General features: G+C 64.6%; 19 protein-coding genes. 12 read left to right on the top strand and 7 right to left on the bottom strand.

Going from position 1 to position 20,092, the window contains the following annotated elements; genetic code table 11:
- The first annotated feature begins 68 nt into the window (after positions 1–68).
- Positions 69–608, top strand: coding sequence for a hypothetical protein (locus ABC977_RS11390; protein ID WP_369667385.1), 540 nt, complete (start codon positions 69–71; stop codon positions 606–608).
- A gap of 40 nt (positions 609–648) precedes the next feature.
- Here ABC977_RS11390 and ABC977_RS11385 read toward each other — a convergent pair whose 3' ends face one another.
- From ABC977_RS11385 to cysG, 5 genes are all read right to left on the bottom strand, one after another.
- Complete coding sequence (locus ABC977_RS11385) at positions 649–2,658, bottom strand: BTAD domain-containing putative transcriptional regulator (RefSeq protein ID WP_369667384.1); 2,010 nt, start codon at positions 2,656–2,658, stop codon at positions 649–651.
- A 212-nt stretch (positions 2,659–2,870) separates the two neighbouring features.
- Positions 2,871–5,441, bottom strand: coding sequence for a PAS domain S-box protein (locus ABC977_RS11380; RefSeq protein WP_369667383.1), 2,571 nt, complete (start codon positions 5,439–5,441; stop codon positions 2,871–2,873).
- A gap of 170 nt (positions 5,442–5,611) precedes the next feature.
- The gene (locus ABC977_RS11375; RefSeq protein WP_369667382.1) at positions 5,612–6,376 is read right to left on the bottom strand and encodes a response regulator; all 765 of its coding nucleotides are present in this window, start codon (positions 6,374–6,376) and stop codon (positions 5,612–5,614) included.
- Positions 6,377–6,982: 606 nt separating this feature from the next.
- Complete coding sequence (locus ABC977_RS11370; RefSeq protein WP_369667381.1) at positions 6,983–8,617, bottom strand: tetratricopeptide repeat protein; 1,635 nt, start codon at positions 8,615–8,617, stop codon at positions 6,983–6,985.
- 633 nt (positions 8,618–9,250) lie between these two features.
- Positions 9,251–10,681 carry a siroheme synthase CysG gene (gene cysG / locus ABC977_RS11365; protein ID WP_369667380.1) on the bottom strand — a complete coding sequence of 477 codons (1,431 nt, stop codon included), beginning with the start codon at positions 10,679–10,681 and terminating at the stop codon, positions 9,251–9,253.
- A 151-nt stretch (positions 10,682–10,832) separates the two neighbouring features.
- Between cysG and ABC977_RS11360 the strand changes: the two genes are divergently transcribed.
- The 7 genes from ABC977_RS11360 (at position 10,833) to ABC977_RS11330 (ending at position 15,248) form a co-directional block, all read left to right on the top strand.
- Complete coding sequence (locus tag ABC977_RS11360; RefSeq protein ID WP_369667379.1) at positions 10,833–11,162, top strand: rhodanese-like domain-containing protein; 330 nt, start codon at positions 10,833–10,835, stop codon at positions 11,160–11,162.
- Positions 11,163–11,282: 120 nt separating this feature from the next.
- The gene (locus ABC977_RS11355) at positions 11,283–11,513 is read left to right on the top strand and encodes a sulfurtransferase TusA family protein (RefSeq protein WP_369667378.1); all 231 of its coding nucleotides are present in this window, start codon (positions 11,283–11,285) and stop codon (positions 11,511–11,513) included.
- Between the two features lie 50 nt (positions 11,514–11,563).
- Positions 11,564–12,043, top strand: coding sequence for a sulfur carrier protein DsrE2 (dsrE2, locus tag ABC977_RS11350; RefSeq protein ID WP_369667377.1), 480 nt, complete (start codon positions 11,564–11,566; stop codon positions 12,041–12,043).
- Between the two features lie 274 nt (positions 12,044–12,317).
- Positions 12,318–13,217, top strand: coding sequence for a LysR family transcriptional regulator (locus ABC977_RS11345; RefSeq protein ID WP_369667376.1), 900 nt, complete (start codon positions 12,318–12,320; stop codon positions 13,215–13,217).
- 16 nt (positions 13,218–13,233) lie between these two features.
- On the top strand, positions 13,234–13,617 hold the full coding sequence (locus ABC977_RS11340) for a hypothetical protein (RefSeq protein ID WP_369667375.1): 384 nt from the start codon (positions 13,234–13,236) through the stop codon (positions 13,615–13,617).
- 15 nt (positions 13,618–13,632) lie between these two features.
- The gene (locus ABC977_RS11335) at positions 13,633–14,718 is read left to right on the top strand and encodes an AI-2E family transporter (RefSeq protein ID WP_369667374.1); all 1,086 of its coding nucleotides are present in this window, start codon (positions 13,633–13,635) and stop codon (positions 14,716–14,718) included.
- Between the two features lie 206 nt (positions 14,719–14,924).
- Positions 14,925–15,248 carry a hypothetical protein gene (locus ABC977_RS11330; protein WP_369667373.1) on the top strand — a complete coding sequence of 108 codons (324 nt, stop codon included), beginning with the start codon at positions 14,925–14,927 and terminating at the stop codon, positions 15,246–15,248.
- Between the two features lie 148 nt (positions 15,249–15,396).
- Here the strand turns inward: ABC977_RS11330 and ABC977_RS11325 are convergent, their stop codons facing one another.
- Together ABC977_RS11325 and moaA are read right to left on the bottom strand one after the other, a co-directional pair.
- The gene (locus tag ABC977_RS11325) at positions 15,397–15,660 is read right to left on the bottom strand and encodes an FmdB family zinc ribbon protein (protein WP_369667372.1); all 264 of its coding nucleotides are present in this window, start codon (positions 15,658–15,660) and stop codon (positions 15,397–15,399) included.
- Positions 15,661–15,746: 86 nt separating this feature from the next.
- Complete coding sequence (gene moaA, locus ABC977_RS11320) at positions 15,747–16,754, bottom strand: GTP 3',8-cyclase MoaA (RefSeq protein ID WP_369667371.1); 1,008 nt, start codon at positions 16,752–16,754, stop codon at positions 15,747–15,749.
- A gap of 149 nt (positions 16,755–16,903) precedes the next feature.
- On the opposite strand from moaA, the gene ABC977_RS11315 reads away from it, so the two are divergent.
- The 4 genes from ABC977_RS11315 (at position 16,904) to mobB (ending at position 19,997) form a co-directional block, all read left to right on the top strand.
- On the top strand, positions 16,904–17,920 hold the full coding sequence (locus ABC977_RS11315; protein ID WP_369667370.1) for a class 1 fructose-bisphosphatase: 1,017 nt from the start codon (positions 16,904–16,906) through the stop codon (positions 17,918–17,920).
- A 14-nt stretch (positions 17,921–17,934) separates the two neighbouring features.
- The gene (dcd, locus tag ABC977_RS11310) at positions 17,935–18,501 is read left to right on the top strand and encodes a dCTP deaminase (RefSeq protein ID WP_369667369.1); all 567 of its coding nucleotides are present in this window, start codon (positions 17,935–17,937) and stop codon (positions 18,499–18,501) included.
- Between the two features lie 153 nt (positions 18,502–18,654).
- Entirely contained in the window at positions 18,655–19,359 is a 705-nt protein-coding gene (locus ABC977_RS11305; RefSeq protein ID WP_369667368.1) for a glycosyltransferase, read from the top strand.
- Between the two features lie 74 nt (positions 19,360–19,433).
- Positions 19,434–19,997 (top strand): molybdopterin-guanine dinucleotide biosynthesis protein B, encoded by a 564-nt coding sequence (gene mobB, locus ABC977_RS11300; protein ID WP_369667367.1) that lies wholly within the window; start codon positions 19,434–19,436, stop codon positions 19,995–19,997.
- Positions 19,998–20,092: the final 95 nt, after the last annotated feature.

Here is a 20,092-nt window from a genome sequence, read left to right as displayed (position 1 = left end):
GTTCGCTTTCTGTTCCACACAAAGCGCCGCCGGGGTCTCGGCGACACCCGGCGGCCGGAGGTTAGATCATGTCCACCACAAGCATTCAAGCGCGACACATTCAGGGCCAGCCCAGCCTCGGCCGCGACACCAAGTCCACCATGCTTCCATCCGCGGGAGTCGCGGGCCCCGAGCGGGATGCGACACCGGCCCTCCGACGCCTGGCCATCGTCATCCGCGATGACGCCTTCGACCGACTCCTGACACCCCTGACCTTCGCCTGGGAGATGGGGCGCAAGGGCGTCGAGGTCGATATTCTGTTCGTCCTCTGGTCGGTGCGCCTGCTCACGACCGAGGGCGTGCGCCAGTCGCGGATGGATCCGCGTTACGCCGACCGCGAGGATTGGCTGAGGCAGAGGCTGCAACGGGACGGGGATCCGCTCGAGATCCATGACTTCTTCAAGCTGCTGGTCTCGACCGGTCACGTCCGGCTGCATGGCTGTCGTTTGGCCGCCATGACGTTCGACGTCGCCGAAGCTGACCTCCTGCCCGAGGCCGAGGGGATCATGGATCCGGGTGTCTTTCTCCAGGCGATCGCCGCGCGGGCGGATCATTGCCAGTACTTCTGAGTCGCGCCCCTGGGTCCAAGCGGCGGCGATAGGATCCGCATCAGTCGGGCCAAGGCCCCTGGGGGAAATCGCGCCAGAGATCATCCGGGATGACCAGCCCAGCGCGGGCCAGCCCCTCGGCCCAAAACTGGGCATCCTCGATTCGGCTGAAGGGGTTGACGTGCAACAGCCAGCGCATCGGCTCGTCCGTCGCCGGCTCGCGGCCCGGCATGATGTTGCGCCGGAACATCTCCCGATAGGAGGCGAGATGGCGGCGGGCGGCGTCCATCTGTCCGAGGTGGGCACAGGCCGCGGCCAGGTAGGCCGGCACATCGGTGGCCGCGTGTGGCGCCTTGAGACCGAATGCGATCGCCGTCTCCAGCCGGCGGGCGATGAAGTTGGGATACACCGCACAGGCGAAGTACCAGTCGTCGTGATAGGGGTTCAGGCGCATCGCCAGGTCGATGCGCTCGGCGCCCCGCTCCGGGTGACCCATATAGGCATCGGCGATGGCCAATTGGGCCAGCGTGTCCGCATCGTTGGGGTTCAGCGCCTCGGCGCGATCCAGGTGCTGCTCGGCACGCGCGAACTCGCGTCGATACAGCAGGATCCGACCGAGCACGAATTGGGTCACATGATCGGTCGCGTCCAGGGCGGCACCGTCGCGCGCGTGTTCGAAGGCCATGCGCTCGTCGTCACGCCAGCGCTGCCAGGCGCTGCAGCTCCAGTCGTTGAAATAGGTGAGTGACAGACCCGAGTGGGCACGGGCGAAGCCCGGGTCGAGCTCGAGTGCCCGGCGAAACAGTGACCGACCCTCGATCAAGCTCTCCGGCGTCCCCTGGCGCAGGCGGGCCATCCCGCGCAGCCAGCAGTCGTAGACTTCCAGGCTGTCGAGCGGCTTGCGCATGGCCTGGCACAGCAGATCACCGTCGATGCGGACCGCCAGCGCCGCGGCCACGCCGCGGGCGATCGCATCGCGCGTCTCCGGTAGCCGCGTCGTCGCGACCTCGTCGTGATCGGACCAGACCAGATGGCCGGCTTGGACATCCAGCAGCTCGGTGCTCAAGCGGACGCTGTCCGTCGCCCGTGCCAGATGGCCCAGGAGCAGATAGCGAGCGCCCAGGGCATCCGCGATCTCGCGCGGGCTCGCCGGCAGCTCTGCTTCGGCGAACGAGGATTGCGCCGCGACCACCCGGAACGACCGAAAACGCGCGAGGGCCGAGACGACGTCCGCGGTGAATTCCCGAGCGAAGTAACCGCGCTCCGCATCCTCGCCCTTATCGGTGAACGGCAGGACCGCGATGACTGGCAGGACGCCGGCCTTGGTTTCCTCGTGGGCGGGCGGCCGGGCACGAATCGCCCGCCGAAGCGCCTCCGTCTCGGCCGAGGGCGCGACACCCAGACCTGCCGCCAGGGCCGCGCGACAGCGCTGGTACTCCCGCATCGCCGGGCCCGGCGCCCCGCGCCCGAGATGCAAGCGCAGCAAGGCCTGATAGGTCTCCTCGGCGAGCGGGTCCAGCCGCACCAGGCGCTCGCCCAAATCGAGACTCGCCTCCAGGTCGCCCCGGTCGACATGCTGTGCGAGCAAGGCCTGCAAGCCGTGCACCAGGCGACGATGCAGTCGGGCGGCTTCGGCTACTCGCCAATCCTCGAAGGGTCCTTCGTCGATCGACAGTCCCGCGAGGAACTCGCCCTGATACAGGCGCCCGGCCAGTTCCAGGTCCGCCGGCGCCCCGGTCGCCAATGCCCGTTCCAGGGTCACCGCATCCACGTCAACGGCTCGCGACGCGAGGCGAAGGCCCGGTCCGACGGTCTCGACCAGGGAACCGGATTCATCGTCCAGCGCCTTGCGGAGCTGTGCCACGGCCTGGCGGAGACTGCCCCGGGCCTGGGCCTCGGCGCTGCGCGACCAGAGCAGGTCGGCGAGACGCTCGCGGGTGACCAATGTCCCCGGTGGCATTGCGAGGATGGCCAGGAGTGCGGCAGCCTTGCGGGTCGGCAGGCTGATCGGTATGCCGTCGCGCTCGACCGTGAAATCGCCCAAGAGTCGAATGTGCCATCGTGCGCTCATGTCGTTCCTCGCACCTGAAGCCCGTCAAGCGACGATCAAGGCGAGCCACTGAAAGAGAATGCTGTAGCGCTGGACAAGCATCAGTCTCAGCGAACGACACCGGCCGAGAAATGGTGACGGTCGGCACGACAGCGGGTTTCGACCCCCGCGTTTCAATGCATTCAATGCATTCAATGCATTGAAGGTCGCATGAGCCACGCAAAACGGCCGAGTCAAGGTCGCATGGTCGAAGTCGGGCTCGGGGGGGGCGGAAGCATCGCGGCCCTCGTGTCAGCGGGCGGAAGCAGCTCCTGCAACCAGTCGTCCAACACCGCCACATCGACCGGCTTACGGATCAGGGCGCGAACCCCGGCGGAGCCCATCTCCTCAGCGTCGAGGGCCTCGGCGTTGCCGGTGTAGAGGAGGATCGGCAGATCGGGATGGGTCGGATGAACCCGTTGGGCCAGATCCATCCCCGTCATCCGCGGCATCGCCTGGTCGGTGATCAGCAGATCGACGGATTCGGGAGCGCTGGACAGCGTCGCCAGGGCCTCCTCGCCGTTCGTGACCAGGATCACATCCAGGCCGCGATCCTCCAGCAGATCGAGCATCAGCCCGCCCGCCAGATCGTCGTCGTCGACCAGAAGGACGCGTCCATACCGGCGTGCCGGCGCGGCGGTCGGCCGCGGCTTGGCCGATGCCGGTTCCGCAACGAGCGGGTTGGTCGTGTGCATCGGGGGGAAGAGGACGCGGATCAGGGTACCCTGATGGGGGGTGCTCGCGACGCACAAATGACCGCCGTACTCGTGGACGACCCCGTGGACGACGGCGAGCCCCATGCCGCTCCCCTGGCCGCTCGGTTTGGTCGTGAAGAAGGGCTCGAAAAGCCGGTCGAGGTGCCGCGGCGCGATGCCGGACCCGGTGTCCCGCACCCACAGCACCAGATGATCACCCCGAACCCTTTGTTTGCAGGAGGCGCAAACGGTGCCCGCCAGCGACTCGCGGGCGAGCCCGATCTCCAGGCGACCGCTGCCGGACATGGCGTCGCGGGCATTGATGCAGAGATTGATCAGGATCTGCTCGACCTGAACCGGGTCTAGATTGACCTGCGGCAGATCCGGTGGCAGATGGGTCACGATCTCGACCTCGGACCCGAGCGTCGCACCGAGGAAGCGGAGGGTCTCCCGCACCAGCGGCGCCAGTTCGAGCGGGCGCGGGTCACCCCGCTGACCGCGGCTGAAGGTCAAGAGCTGCTGGATCAGGTCGCGAGCGCGCAGTCCGGCCCGTTGGGCACGGTCCAGATACCGGTCGAGCCTCGAGTCGCCGTGGTCACGGGTCAGCTCTTGGGCAAGCGTCACGTAGCCCATCGCCCCGGTCAAAATGTTGTTGAAGTCATGGGCGATGCCACCGGCCAGATGGCCGATGGCCTCCATCTTCTGGGCTTGGCGGAACTGCGACTCGAGCCGGGCGTGCTCCTCCTCGGCAAGCTTGCGCTCGGTGATGTTGCGTAGATAACCGACGAAGAAGGTGCCCTCCGGCCCCTGGGCCTGGTCGATGGCAACCTCGACCGGGAGCTCACTGCCGTCGGCGCGACAGGCGATGACCTCGACCCGTTGTCCCAGCATCGGGCCATGTCCGTCCCGGTGATAACGCACCATACCCAAGCGGTGGGCCTCCCGGAATCGTTCCGGGACGATCAGCTCGGCGAGCGATCGTCCGATCACCTCGGCGCGACGGTAGCCGAAGGTCTGCTCCGCGGCCGGGTTGAAGGCGATGACCTGCCCGGCATCATCCATGCCGATGATGGGGTCGAGCGCGGCCTCGAAGGTGGCCCTCAGGGTCTCCTCGGCCCGCTTGCGTTCGGTGATCTCGCGGGTGATGGCGATCAGCCGGTCGATGCCGCCAAGGGTGGCGCGTTTCAGCGTAACCTCGTCCCAGTGCAGGCTACCGTCCGCGTTGCGCCGGTGCCATTCAAAACGCTGCGGTTCGCCGGCGCTCGCCAGGCCAATCCACCGGGCGGCCCCCTCCAGATCATACGGGGGTATACCAGAGGACAGATGCCCGGGGTTGAGGTGGAGCATCTCCTTGTGCGAATAACCATAGGTCCGGCAGGCGGCTGGGTTCACGTCGAGGATCGCGCCAGTGGCCAGGTCATGCACGAAAATGGCATCCTCGGCCGCTTCGAAGATCGCCCGGTAGCTCGCCTCCGAGCGCTGTCGATCGAGCTCGGCCGCGACCCGGACCGAGTAGATCTGAAGTACCGCCTCGATCAGCCCCGCGTCGGTCAGGGGCGCACGATGCAGCAACGCAACGAGACCGATGGCCCGCCCCGCCGAGTCGACGAGGGGGTAGCCGGCATAGGCGACAAAGCCGAAGCCGCTCAGCATATTCTCCACCGGAAAGCGCCGACTTAGATCGTCGCCGATGAACTGGAAGCCCTCGTTCAGGACCTTGAGGCAGGGGGTACCCGCTAGCTCGAACTCCAGGTTTGGAACCGTCAAGCCACGATCGCTGACAGCGCGCGTCCCGACATGGGTCTCGCAGCCGGCCGGCAGTTCACTGATGAAGGCCATGTCGACGCCGAGCGTCTCGGCCAGGGAATTGACAATCGTTTGGAAGAGCGAATCGCCACTGGCCGCGCAGACGCCGAGGGCAATGTGCCGCAGGGCCTGCTCGATCTGTTCACGGACCTGGTGAATCGTGTCCGCCACTAGCGCGCCGCGCGGTCCAACGGCGAAGGTCTGCTGCCGGCGTGGCCTGAGGGGCGGTGAAGGAACGAGACGGTCATCATCGCTTGTCTTCATCGCCTGATCGGCTCCATGTCAAAAAGATGGCGACGGGTATTGGGCTGGATGGCACACCAACCACGAAGCCCCACGCCCGCAACGCCACATGGCGGCTCGTTCTGCGCTGACCCTGACCCCGGTCGTCGCCAAACCGGAGAGGAAGATGTGGAGCGACTCCGGCGCGAACTTCATGGTGACCCGACCGACTCACCGGCCTTGGCTGGAACGAACATGTAACCATGGCCCCGCAACGTGCGGATCGAGGTCGGGTGTTCCGGGTCAGGCTCGATCTTGCGGCGCAGCCGGGCGATGCGGATGTCGATGCTGCGATCGAAGGGGCTCCAGTCGCGGTTCTGGGTGATCGAGAGGATCTGATCGCGGGTCAGGGGTCGGTTGGGGCGTTCGACGAACATCTTGAGCAGCTCGAAATCCGTCGATGAGAGTGGCAGCTCGCGTCCCTCAGCATCGAAGAGCTGGCGGGTATCCAGATCGAGCTGGCATCGGCCGAGGAGGACCCGCCGCGTTTCGGTCTCGATCGGGGGCGTTTCGCCAGATGTCGACGGGGCGCCGCGCCGATAGCGGCGGCAGACGCCTTTGATCCGGGCCTTCAGCTCGCGCGGATCGAAGGGCTTGGCCACATAGTCATCGGCGCCGATCTCGAGACCGATGATGCGGTCCAGGGTCTCGCCCGCGCCCGAGACCATGATGATGCCGATATCCAGCCGTTCCCGGATGAAGCGCGCCAGCGCCAGACCGTCCTCGCCGGGCAGACCCACATCCAGGAGCGCCACCTCGGGGGATTGCGACTCCAGCAGCCCCCGGGCCGTGACCGCGTCCGCGGCGCAGAGGACCTGATAGCCCTGCCCCGACAGATAGTCCTCGATCAGGTCGCGCACACCCGGGTCATCATCCACCACGAGCACGAGCGGGGATAAGAGCGGTGTGTCGTTCATCGCGTCGATCCGCTGTTCTGTTGCCTCCGAGTATAGCAGTCAAGTATTCGGGTGCCACCAGTGGCGCCGAGCGGGGCAACCCGGGGGCCGGGCCCCAGCGGTCAGCGTGATGGACTCGGGCCCTGCTTTGGGCCGACCCCACCAAGGTTAGGCGGGCGATGTAACGGGCGGGACCGACATTGTGTTTTGGGTCTGTTATCTCTGCACAGGGAGGGCGGCAACGGGCACCGGAGGCGGGTGGTCCGGTGTTACCAACAGGCAAAAACATCGCCGTCATCGGTAATCCCGCTGATACAGCCGGGCGCTAGGCTTCGTCCCAAGGTCAACGACCAGTCGCTCGGCCAAGTCGTTGCGCGAACCCCGCGCGGGGGGCACCACAGCACCGTCGGATGGCCGCGCCTGTCCGCTAGACCATGGGAGTTGCCAATGAAGACCTACGCCATTCGCCGTCGCTGCGCTTGGGCGTCCGCGCGGGGACTGGAGCGGACCGCCGAGCTTTCGAGCCGGATCGGCAACGACGAGATGCCCGATCAGGTGCGCTGGATCCGCAGCTACGTCATCAACGAACCGGATGGCCGGTGCCGGCCGCGCTGCCGACGATGGACGCTATCGCGCGTCGGGGTGGCAGTAGCAGGACGCCACGGGCTTGACGTCGGCGCGGGTCCAGGTGGTGGCCAGTCGCGTTTCGGCCTTGGTAGCGTCGGCGTTCTTCCCCTGGGATGCCAGGGATTGTTGCAGGCCGAGCAAGGCCCAGCCGTTTTCGGGATACTTGGCGAGGTCGGCGCTGTACACCGCTTCGGCTTCCTCGGGGCGTTTCTCGGCGAGCAGCAGGGCACCCAAGGCGTGGCGCACCGGCTGCATCCAGCCGGGGGGTTCGTCGTAAGCAAGTGCGTCTTCCAGCGCGATGCCCTTACGGAGAAGGACGAAGGCGTCGTCGGTCTTGCCCTCGCGGAAAGCGAGTTCGCCGCGCAGCATGTGTAGGGCGATGGCCATCACGTCGTTGGCCTTGTTGTTACCGACCAGCCAGTCGGCGGGAATCTTAGCGGCTGCTAGTTCAAAGGCATCGAGTTCCTTCTGAGCTGCGTCGATGTCGCCCATGGCCGCCAAAGCGACGCCGCGGGCATAGTGGCGCGAGGCGCGGCTGACCAACCGGTAGTCAGCCGGTTCGGGGGCGGCGAGAATCTGGTCCCATTTTCCGAAGCGGAGCATGACGTGATAGGTCACCGGCAGGAAACCGTCGGCGACGTAAGTCCACTCCTTAAGGAAGGATTCCGGGATGTCGCGCTCGAGTTCGTTGGCGGCCTGCATGGCGGTTTGGTAGCGCCCTTCCATCATGGCCGACCATGCCAGGAAGTGAAGGTTGTGGACGTAGTAGAGGGAATAGAACTCCGGAGCGGGGGCGACGGCGAAATAGGCGCGGTCGGCGGCGACGGCTTTGACATTGGCGTCGGATGCATCCGCCCATCGGCCGACACGGGCATAGATGTGTGCCGGCATGTGGACGAGATGTCCCGATCCGGGCACCAGCGCGCCGAGACGGTCGGCGGCGGCGACAGCCCGCTCGGGGGTCGGGGAGGCTTCGATGGCGTGGATGTAGAAGTGGTTGGCACCGGGATGATCGGGGTGAATTTCCATCACGCGTTCGAGGGTGGCGACGATCTCGGGCGTTCGGCCTTTGGGTTTGCCATCCCGGGTCCAGAGATCCCACGGCTGAAGGTTCATGAGGGATTCGGCGTAGAGGGTGCCGACGTCGGGGTCGGCGGGATGCGCCTTCCACGCAGCCTGCATGGCGTCGGCGTAGGCTCGATCCAGCGACGAGCGGTCTTCGGGGATGGGCATGGCGTAGCGCTGATTGACGGCGCGGATCAGAGCCTGTTCGGCCGGGGAGGCGTGTTCGATGCGCTTCATCGCCTCCTGAGCAGCGGCGTGGGCACGTTGTGACTGGATTTCGGTCATCTGGGGGTTGTTGATGTGCAACCCGTGCGCGTAAGCGGCGCCCCACCAGGCCATGGCGAAGTCGTCATCGGCGGCGGCCGCGTTTTGGAAGGATCGGATGGCTTCGTCGTGGTTGAACCCATAGAGCAGTTGCATGCCCTGGTCGAACCAGCGCTGGGCTTGGGGTGAGTCCGTGGAGGCGGCGCGGTGGTAGTTACCGAAGCCTTCGTAGAAGCGGCCGCCGTCGTCGTTGGCGGGGTTGGCCGATTGCGCCTGACATCCGGCGCCGGCGATGACGATTGCCAAGAGCACTACACTGATCCCAACAGGGTTCCGTAACATGGTTCCTCCCGCAAAAAGCCATCCTGGTCAGTTGTTTGAGGAAACCGCCCGCGCAGACGCCCAGCATCGTTAGGGGTGGCACCGTCGGCCGGAAGTGTGCACCGCAATCCCTACTACACCGTTGCCGTCCTGGGCTGCTCGTCCCATCGGAAAGCCCGTCTTGCCGACCATCCGTCCGGAGCGACATCAGCAGAGGATCGGACGAGACCTTCGAAGAATATGCGGATCGCCGACTGCCTTTGCGAGAGCGGATTGGGCTGAATTGCCAGGATCGCCACCGTCCTGCTTGTCCCTCAGCCACAGGTAGCCGCTGCGCTTGAGGCGGGGTTGGGTAAAACTTACTCGCGGTGCACCCTGTCGAGACCTTGTCGAGGAACCGGATGACGTGGCATCCCTGGAAGGAGATGTCGCCCCGGGGCAAACGCGCCTCGATCCCGGCGTAGTTGCCTTTCTGCACCAGAGCACGGGTGCCCCGACGGTGTAATCGGCGTCCGGGTCAGGGTCCAGCGATTCAATCCCCTGGAGGCAGGCGGGGCATCAGGGCACAGATGCCACCGGTGCAGGAACGCGCAGCGCTGGCGTTGGCCGCTGTCCGGGTCAGTTATCCGGGAAGATCGCGGCCATCGCCCCTTGTTCCGCTGGGAGCGGGGTCTGGAACCAGTTGAAGCGTTCGCGCAATTTCACGACCTCGCCGACGATGACCAGCGTTGGCGGTTGGGGTGGGTCGCGCTGGACCTTGTCGAGGATATCGGCCAGGGTTCCGGAATAGACGCGCTGCTTGTGCGTCGTCCCCTGCTGGATCAGGGCCACCGGCATCTGTGGCGAAACGCCATGCGAGATCAGCTGGTCGACGATGACCGGGAGGCCGACCAGCCCCATGTAGAAGACGATGGTCTGGTTCGGCTGTGCCAACTGCGCCCAGTTCAGATCGATCGTGTTGTCCTTCAAATGACCGGTCACGAAAGTCACCGACTGGGCATAATCGCGGTGCGTCAGCGGGATCCCGGTGTAGCTCGCGCAACCGGCCGCGGCGGTGATGCCGGGAATGACCTGGAACGGGATCCCTTCCTCGGCCAAGGTATCGATCTCCTCGCCGCCGCGGCCGAAGATGAAGGGGTCCCCGCCTTTCAGGCGCAGGACCCGATGTCCCTGCTTCGCCAGGTCGACCAGCAGGCGATTGATCTGTTCCTGGCGCATCACGTGGTTATCGCGTTCCTTGCCGACATAGATACGCTGGGCATCGCGGCGGACCTTGTCGAGGATCGACTTGGCGACCAGTCGATCGTAGACGACGACGTCGGCTTGTTGCATCAGACGCAACGCGCGGAAGGTCAGCAGGTCCGGGTCACCGGGACCGGCGCCGACCAGGTAGACCTCGCCGCTGTCGGATGGCGGTGAGGTGCTGGCGAGTTCCCGCTCCATGGCGACACGGGCCTCGTCCAGGTGCCCCGAGAAGACGCGTTCGGCAACGCCGCCCTGGAGGACCCGATCCCAAAAGCGGCGGCGATCGCGCTGTTCGGTGAAACGTTCCTTGACCCGAGGGCGGTAGCTGGCGCAGAGCTCGGCCAGTCGCCCGTAGGCAGCTGGGATCAGGGCCTCGAGGCGGGTGCGCAGCAGGCGCGCCAAAACCGGCGAGGCCGTGCCGGTCGAGACGGCGACCACGACGGGCGAGCGATCGATCACGGACGGCATCAGGAAACTGCAATCCTCGGGCTGATCGACGACATTGACCGGGATGGATGCGGCCCGCGCCAGCTCCGCGATGTGATGATTGACCTCGCGGTCGTCGGTGGCGGCCACGACCAGCAAGGCCCCCGTCAGGTCGGCATCGCAGAACGGTCGTGCCTCGTGTCTGATCTCGCCGCGTTCGAGCAGCGGTCGCAGCGCTGGGGCCAGCTCGGGGGCCACGACGCGAACCGCGGCGCCGGCACGGCGCAGGTTCGAGATCTTGCGGATCGCGATCTCGCCACCGCCGACGACGAGGCATGGCTTGTCTTTCACATCGAGAAAGATTGGCAGGAATTCCATGGCATTGACGATTGGTTCATGGTGTCAAAGATGAGGAGGTCGCGAACGCCGGCGTGCCTGAGCGTCGACCGTGCTACATCGAGACCGGCATTGAGCTTGATGTTAAAAGACATTAATATACTTAATTACTCGGTTAACAGATAGTTCCATCGTGATCAACGAGATTGATTCTGCCAGTTTGCGTGAGAAGATGGGGGCGGGTGAACGGATCCAGGTGATCGACATCCGCAGCCCGGCGGAGTTGGCCGAAGGCATGCTGCCGGGGGCCCAATCCATGCCGATGCACCTGATCCCGCTGCGGTGGCAGGACCTGCCGAAGGACAGGGAGGTCGTGCTCTACTGTCGCAGTGGCGCACGGTCTTACCATGCGTGCCAGTTCCTGGTCCAACAAGGCCTGGATCAGGTACTGAACCTGCGCGGAGGGATCGCCGCCTGGGCGCGTCATGGCTTCGAGATCGAAAGGCCCGCGTCGAGGCCTTGATGGCCCGGTCGCACAGGCCCCGAGTTCGCAGCTCGCTTGTCTTTTGCTGGCGGTTCGCCTATAAATTCTGACCTTTGAATATTCTGATACTCTAACCCCTACCAACGCTGGAGGAGAACCATGTCCACCTTCGATCAAGAACTCGACGCTTCCGGTCTCAACTGTCCACTGCCGATCCTGCGCGCGAAGAAGACGCTGGCGAGTCTCGCGACTGGACAGGTGCTGCACATCATCGCGACCGACCCGGGTTCGGTGAAGGACTTCGACGCCTTCGCCAAGCAGACCGGCAACGAGTTGTTGGAATCCAAGGAGGAGGGTGGCAAGTTCCACTTCCTGATCAAGAAGGGCTAGCCGTCGAACCCCCAACTCTGTCCAGCGGTTAACCGCACGAGGAATCTCCGATGGAAGCGAAGAAACTGGCGATCATCGCCACCAAGGGTTCGCTCGACTGGGCCTACCCGCCCTTCATCCTGGCCTCGACCGCGTCGGCGCTCGGTTACGAGACGCAGGTCTTTTTCACCTTCTACGGTCTTCAGTTGCTCAAGAAGAAGCTGCATTTGGAGGTGACGCCGCTCGGCAACCCCGGGATGCCGATGCCGATGGGGATGGACAAATGGTTCCCGGTCCTCGGCATGGCCTTGCCGGGCATGCAGGCCGTGATGACGGCGATGATGAAGCAGAAGATGAAGCAGAAGGGCGTCGCCAGCGTCGAGGAACTGCGCTCCCTGTGCCAGGAGGCCGAGGTCAAGCTGATCGCCTGTCAGATGACCGTCGATCTGTTCGACATGGACCGCAACGACTTCATCGACGGCATCGAGTACGCCGGTGCCGCGGCCTTCTTCGAATTTGCCGGCGAAAGCGATATCTGCCTCTATATTTGAGGGTCCTCCTCGCGGGTCGGATGAGCGATCGCATCATCCGGCGCCCGAGAGATGCGCCCGGCCGTCGGGGCGCTGTGCCGGGCGCGTCGTCCACTGATCCGCACTTGTCTGCTGTGCCAATCCGCCCCAGCCCACTCAGCCGCGCTCCCCGCGCCCCGCTTCTCATGTCCTGCGAAGTGGCGGAAGTCCTTGATCCCGATCGCGATACGTTTCGCTCCGCGCGGATTATGATATAAGGATTTTTTATTCTGGCATTGATGCGAGGCGGGGCGCAGTGGCGGATCGACGACTACGCGTTTTTCACACGGTTGCGCGTCTTCTCAGCTTCACGAAGGCGGCCGAGGCGCTGCACATGACCCAGCCCGCGGTGACCTTTCAGGTTCGTCAGCTCGAGGAACACTTCAATACGCGGCTGTTCGATCGGACCCACAACCGGATCAGCTTGACCGAGGCCGGGCAGCGGGTCTACGCCTACGCCGATCGCATCTTCGACCTCTATCAGGAAATGGAGAGCGCCGTTCGCGAGCTGACCGGCGAGATCAGCGGGGCCTTGACGATCGGGGCCAGTACCACGATCGCCGAATACATGCTCCCCACGTTGCTTGGCGATTTCAAAGAGCAGTACCCGGATGTGACGATTCACCTGAAGGTGGCCAACAGCGAGGGCGTGGTGTCGATGGTCGAGAACAACACGATCGATCTCGGTGTCGTCGAATCGCCCGTTACGAATCGGAACCTGGTCGTCGAGGTCTGCAGGCGGGATAGCCTGGTCGCGATCCTGCCGCCGGGGCACCCGCTGGTGGGTCGGGCCAGCGTCAACTTCCCGCAGTTGCTCGATTTTCCCTTCATTTGTCGCGAGGAGGGTTCGGGAACCCGCGAGGTCATCGGCGCGCAGTTGCACCAGATCAGCGGTGGTGTTTCGTTGAAGATCGCGATGGAACTCGGTAGTCCCGAGGCCGTCAAAGGCGCCGTCGAGGCGGGGATGGGTGTGTCGGTCGTGTCACGAACGACGATTCAGAAGGAGTTGCGCCTCGGTACCCTGGTGGCGATCGATCTGGATCCGCCGCTCGATCGACCCTTTTCGTTCATTCACCAAAAGCAGAAGTTTCGCTCGCGCGCGATGGAAGAGCTGCTGAGATTCGCGCGGGCCTATTGCGAGACGCACGTCGCATGATCCGGTTGGCCGATCGATGAACCCCGTCGTTGCGAAGCGAGACGACGAGACGCGCCTGCTTGGGCACTACCGCGAATTGGACGCGTCGGATCGAAGCGCGCTGCTGGCGTTCGCGGCCTTTCTCGTTGCCCGGCGTGCCGATCAACAGCTGGCGCGGCCGCCGGCCGAGCCACGCCACGAGCCACGCCCCGATCAGGAGACGGTCGTCGCCGCGATCAAGCGGCTGTCCGCTTCCTATTACATGCTCGACCCCGGGGTCCTCTTCGGCGAGACCTCGGCCCTCGTCAGCGCTCATGTCCTGCAAGGGCGGACGGCCGATGACGTCATCGTCGAGCTAGAGCAGGTGTTCGAGCGCCACTACGCCGCCTACCGTCAGTCCCACGCCCCGACGGGCGCTTAACGATCCGGGTGCCCTATGCAAGTCGTGACCGCGTGGTTCCGGCGCTACTTTTCCGATCCGCAGATCCTCTTCCTGACCAGCCTGTTGCTGGTCATCTTCGCCGTCATTCTGGTCTTGGGGAAGATGCTGTTGCCGGTGCTCGCGAGCATCGTCATCGCCTATCTGCTCGAGGGGCTGGTGAGTTGGCTCGAGCGACACGGTTGGCCAAGATTGGTCGGGGTCATCGTGGTCTTTGCGCTCTTCCTCTTGTTTCTGACACTGATCCTGTTCGGCGTTTTCCCGTTACTGTCGCGCCAGATCACGGATCTGGTTCAGCAGTTGCCCGCGATGATCAACGAGGGTCAGAACACCTTGTTGCGCTTGCCGGAGGAGTATCCGGAGTTCGTGACGCAGGAGCAGATCCAGCAACTGATCGGCGCGATCCGTGCCGAAAGCATCGCGTTCGGGCAAAGGGTTCTTTCCTGGTCGATGGCGTCGGTCGTCGGCGTCATCACGATCCTGGTGTACCTGATCCTGATGCCGCTGCTCGTGTTCTTCTTCCTGAAGGACAAGAACCTGATCCTCGACTGGTTTCGGCAGTACCTGCCGCAGCACCGCGGGATCGCGAGCCAGGTCTGGGCCGATGTCGACCGCCAGATTTCGAACTATGTACGCGGCAAGGTTTGGGAGATCCTGATCGTCTGGATCGTCAGCTACGTCACCTTCCTGTTGTTTGGGCTCAAGTACGCGATGCTGTTGGGCCTGCTGGTCGGGTTGTCGGTGCTGATTCCCTATATCGGTGCCGCCGTGGTGACGGTTCCCGTGCTGTTGGTCGGCTGGTTTCAGTGGGGTTGGTCGCCCGAATTGATCTGGCTCGCGGTGGCCTATGCGATCATTCAGGCGCTCGACGGCAACGTGCTCGCGCCCTTGCTCTTTTCCGAGGTGGTCAACCTGCATCCGGTCGCCATCATCGTCGCGATCCTGGTTTTCGGCGGGCTCTGGGGGTTCTGGGGGGTCTTCTTCGCGATCCCGTTGGCGACCCTGGTGCAGGCGATCCTCTGCGCCTGGCCGCGCCACTACGAGCGCGACGCGCAGCAGGCGGTCTCGGTCGAGGCCGGCTAGCTGGCCGGGCCCTGCCGGGCTTGGGCGGCGCTTGGCGCCGCCGATCGCCGCGCGGGGTCAGAGTTCGGCACCTTGTGTCGACGTCGATGTCAATAGGAATAATGAAGAGGAGGCGGCGCCGACCGGCATTGCCGGTCGTCGTGATTATCCGAGTGGGCGGTCGAGCGCCGCGGCGGCCCGCTCTCGGTCATCGGAGGGACACGAAGATGAAGGCGCTGATGTTGATCTCGGGCAGTGGTCCGATGCTGGTCCTGACGTCGGTGTCGCGGCTCGACGATGATGTCCTGCTGAGCAAACTGCGCCATAAGGGCATCGAGAAATTCATGGCTTACGAACTCCCGTTGGAGGAGGTCGCGCGGCGTTACGGCGGCCACTTCGAGGCGGTGACCAACGACATTCATGAGACCGATGACCTGCGGGTCGTCGATATCAATGGTCATCGGGTATTCGACCTCTTTCGTCTCGACGAGCTCGGCAAACCCTTTGTCCACGAGCCCGCGAGCGAGAGCCGGCGAGCCTATCTCGATTAGGCAAGCGCCGAACCGTCTCCAGGCTCCGTTCGGGGTCGGCTTGTCGCCGCTGTGAAAGCGTACCCTGTCGGGTGCAGTAAGAAGCGGATCGCGCCGGCCGCACAGCGATTGCGCAGCCGGCGCGTTTTTTCGAAGCGGCTCGTGGCTATCAATTGAGGCCGCAAAAACCGGATGGACAGCAACCGCCGGTCCCGCAGGCTGGTGCCGGCGCCGGTCCACTGCCGAGGCGCTGGCTGCCGATGATATTGCCGCCGGTCGCCAATCGATGCACTGGGGTTTCCGAAGGGGTGTCGCCGGTCTCGATGCCGGCCCGTGCGCAGACCTCGCCCCAGGTGGATAGTGTCTCGCTCATCCGGTGTTGGACCTCGACAATGCGGTCATTCGTCTCGCAGCGGTAATCATAAGTAGGCACTGGCTTCTCCTGAGAATATCGAAAACAGCTAATATACGAATTATATGCCGCGAGTGGCCGCCCGCAAAGGCGCTCGGTCGGAACACTCAGCCACCGGTTTGACTCATCGGCCGAACGAGCGGATGCAGCCAATCGAGATCGTGCGCTGCTGGCTTGTGGTCGACCGCGGCGCGGATCGCGTCGTGCAACCTGTCGGTATCGCCCGGCGTCTCGCGCAGGATACGACGCAGATCAAGGGTTCCGGCGCGTCCGAGGCAGGGCACGAATTGCCCGTCGGCGGTCACGCGTACCCGATTGCAGTCACCGCAGAAGTTGTGGCTGTGCGGCGAGACGAAGCCGACGCGGGTCTCGGTTCCGGGGATGCGGAAGTAGCGCGCCGGACCGCCGGTGGTCTCGGTCGTCGCGATCAACGGGTAGTGGTGGGTGAGCTCTTCGCGGATCCGCTCGTTCGGGTAGTAGGTGGTCCGGGCTTTCCGGTCGACGCGCCCGATCGGCATCTCCTCGATGAAGCTCAAATTGAGCCCGTTCGCCACCGCGAATGCGACGAGATCGGGGATCTCATCGTCATTCTGTCCGCCCAGAATCACGGTGTTGAGCTTGATTCGTTCGAACCCGGCCGCGCGTGCCGCGTCAATGCCGCGCAGGACCGCGGCCAAGTCGCCGCGGCCGGTCAAGTGTCGGAAGCGCTCGGGGCGCAGGCTGTCGAGGCTGATGTTGAGCCGCCGCACCCCAGCCTTGCGCAGCGCGTCGGCGAGTGGCACTAAACGCACACCGTTGGTCGTGACCACAGTCTCGGCTAGCCCCGGCAGCGCCGCGAGTGCGTGGACCAAAGCGACGATATCGGTTCTGAGCAGGGGCTCGCCACCGGTGAGGCGGATCTTGGTGACGCCGCACGCGACGAAGGCCCGAGCCAGCTGCGCGATCTCGGCGGTGGTCAGGAGATGGGCGCGCGGCACGAAGCGTGCGTCTGGCCCAAGGCAGTAGCGGCACCGCAGGTTGCAGCGATCCGTGACCGAAAGGCGCAAATAGGTGATTCGCCGCCCAAACCGATCGGTCAGAGGCGGCACGGACGGCAGTTCGGCAGGCATCGGCATGTCCGCCCTCGTTGTTATCGTGCTGAACCCTCTGCTTACCATAGAACGGCCGGACTTTCCAGATCAGTTTGGTCGGGTTTCCGTCTCGGCCGCGAAGCTCCTATAATGGGAGTCTTTTTTGCGCGCATCGGAATTACGAGGACGCCACCATGCACAACGGCACGACCATCACCCAGTTCATCATCGAGGAGCAGCGCCACATTGCCGGCGCGACCGGGGATTTCACGTCTTTGCTCAACGATATCGTCACGGCCTGCAAGGTCATCTCGAACATGGTCAATCACGGTGCCCTGGTCGGGGTGCTGGGCAGCGCCGGCAGCGAGAATGTCCAAGGCGAAACGCAGAAGAAACTCGATGTGCTGTCCAACGAGGTCTTCATCCGATCGAACGAATGGGCCGGACACCTGGCCGCCCTGGCCTCGGAGGAGATGGACGAGATCTACCCGATCCCTTCGAAGTTCCCGCGCGGCAAATACTTGTTGACCTTCGACCCGCTCGACGGCTCGTCGAACATCGATGTCAACGTGTCGGTCGGAACCATCTTCTCGATCCTGCGCTGCCCGGGGGGCAAGGAGGCTCCGACCGAGCGCGATTTCCTGCAGGCCGGGACGCAGCAGGTCGCGGCCGGTTATGCGCTGTACGGGCCCTCGACGATGATGGTGCTGACCACCGGCAATGGCGTCAACGGCTTCACGCTCGACCAGAACATCGGCGAGTTCATCCTGACGCACCCGAAGATGGAGATCCCGGTCGACACCCAGGAGTTCGCGATCAATGCGTCGAACATGCGTTTCTGGGAGGCGCCGATACGACGCTATGTCGATGAGTGCCTGGCCGGCAAGGAAGGGCCGCGCGGCAAGGACTTCAACATGCGCTGGATCGCCTCGATGGTCGCCGAGGTGCACCGGATCCTGACGCGCGGCGGCGTCTTCATGTATCCGATGGACGCCAAGATGAAAGAGAAGGGCCAGGGCGGCAAGTTGCGTCTGCTCTACGAGGCGAACCCGATGTCCTTCATCGTCGAACAAGCCGGCGGCGGATCCATCACGGGCACGCATCGGATCATGGACCTCCAGCCGGAGGGTCTGCACCAGCGGGTTCCGGTGATCCTCGGGTCGCGTAACGAGGTCGAGAGGATCCAGGGTTACCACGGCCAGGACGACTAGGCGGGACTGGACAGATGGCGATCAAATCCGACCGCTGGATCCGCCGGATGGCGCTGAGCCATGGCATGATCGAGCCATTCGAGCCCGGCCAGGTCCGCGAGGGACCCGGCGGTCGGGTCATCTCCTACGGCACCTCGAGTTACGGGTACGACATCCGCTGCGCCGACGAATTCAAGATCTTCACGAACATCAATTCGGCGATCGTCGACCCGAAGCGCTTCGATTCGAACAGCTTCGTGGATCTGCAGGCCGCGGTCTGCATCATCCCGCCGAACTCGTTCGCGCTGGCGCGCACCGTCGAGTATTTACGGATCCCACGCAGCGTCCTGACCATTTGTCTTGGCAAGAGTACCTACGCGCGCTGCGGCATCATCGTCAACGTCACGCCGCTCGAGCCGGAATGGGAGGGGCACGTGACGCTCGAATTCTCGAACACGACGCCGTTGCCGGCGAAGATCTACGCGAACGAAGGGGTGGCGCAGATCCTGTTCTTCGAATCCGATGAGGTCTGCGAATCCTCGTACAAGGACCGGGATGGCAAGTATCAGGGTCAGCGTGGCGTGACCTTGCCCAAGCCCTGAAGCGCCCGCGGGCGGTCGAGGGACGGCGCGCGTGCCGCTGTCGGGGCGCCTCGGCCCGTGCCCCGCGGCGGTGCCCTGTCCGGTTCACCTGTGCGCCGATGACGGTGGTATCATCGGCGCCCGTCGAACCGCAATGCCGACGATGGGTGACTCATGCGCTTGAACGATCTCACGCTGGTCCTGCCGACGCGCGACGAGGCTCGCAATATCGGCGCTTTTCTCGATTCGATCCCGCCGGCTGTCCAACTGATCGTCGTCGACGCGAGCCGCGACGGTACCCCCGACCTGATCGAGCGGCGTCGTCCCCGAAACACCTTGGTCGTGCGTGAGCCGGGTACCGTCACCGAGGCCCGTCAACGAGGCGCGGAACTGGCGAAGACCGACTGGCTGTTGTTTACCGATGCCGATGTGGTTTTTGCGCCGGATTACTTTGAACGCTTGGTGCAGCTTTCCGGGGCCGCTGTCTATTACGGGCCCAAGCTGTCACGTGACCGTTTCCGTCGCTACTACGCCGGGATCGCACGGGCGCAGGCGGTCAGTCAGGTCTGCGGTATCCCGGCGGCGACCGGCTCCAACCTGGTCGTCTCGCGCGCTGCGCTGATGGCTGTCGGGGGGTTCGATGTGCGGTTGCGATGCAATGAGGATTCGGAGGTGGTTTGGCGCCTCGGGCGCGCTGGGTATTCGGTGCGCTTTTGCCGGGATCTGCCTGTTTATGCGATCGATCACCGGCGCCTCGAGCGCGGTCGGATCGGCAAGACGGTGCATTCGCTCGTCCGCTGCGCCTTGCTCTATTCGAACCTGATGCCGCCGAAGTATCGGGGCCTCGATTGGGGGTACTGGCAGAATCGCCATGGGTGACGCCCAGTGACCGGTTCTTGGTTCGATCCGCTGATGGCGCGGGGCGCTAAGAGATGCGTTGGGGCTGAAGGACCATGAGCGGTGATGCCCCGGCCGTCGTCGGTTTCGTCGCGACCAGCGGCATGGGCAAGACCACGCTGATCGAGCGGCTGGTGCCGCTGTTGTCCGCGCGGGGACTGCGCATCGGCTATCTGAAGCACGCCCATTGTCGTTTCGATCTGGATCGACCCGGCAAGGACAGTCATCGGATTCGCGCGGCCGGCGCGCGGCAGACCCTGATTGCATCGGGCGAGCGCTGGGCGTTGCTGGTCGAACAGCCGCGCCAGGGTCGGGATCCGTCGCTGCCAGAGTTGTTGTCGCGGTTCGTCTGGGACGAGCTCGACCTGATCCTGGTCGAGGGCTTCAAGCATGCCCGGTATCCGAAGATCGAGGTCTATCGTGCAACGTTGGGGCGACCGCCCTTGTACCAATCGGATCCGGACATCGTCGCAGTCGTCGCCGAGGGTTCGCTGCCCGAGGGACATCCGCCCCGGATCGAGATCGGCGATCTCACAGGCTTGGCCGTCTTCATCGAAGCACGCCTGTCGTCCTGGCCTGCGTGGGCCTGCGTGAATGCCGAGGCGGAAGGAGCCAGCTAACGCTTCGCAGTCCCAGCGGCTCGTCGAGGTCGACGCGGAGGTTGGGTCTCGATGGCCCTTCGTGCGCTGGCCTGAGGGCCTTCGGCGATCCGGGA

Source organism: Thioalkalicoccus limnaeus (assembly GCF_041197575.1).
GTDB classification, from domain to species: Bacteria; Pseudomonadota; Gammaproteobacteria; order Chromatiales; family Chromatiaceae; genus Thioalkalicoccus; species Thioalkalicoccus limnaeus.
The sequence above is the reverse complement of the archived record's forward strand: the minus strand, read 5'-3'. Positions and strand labels throughout refer to the sequence as shown.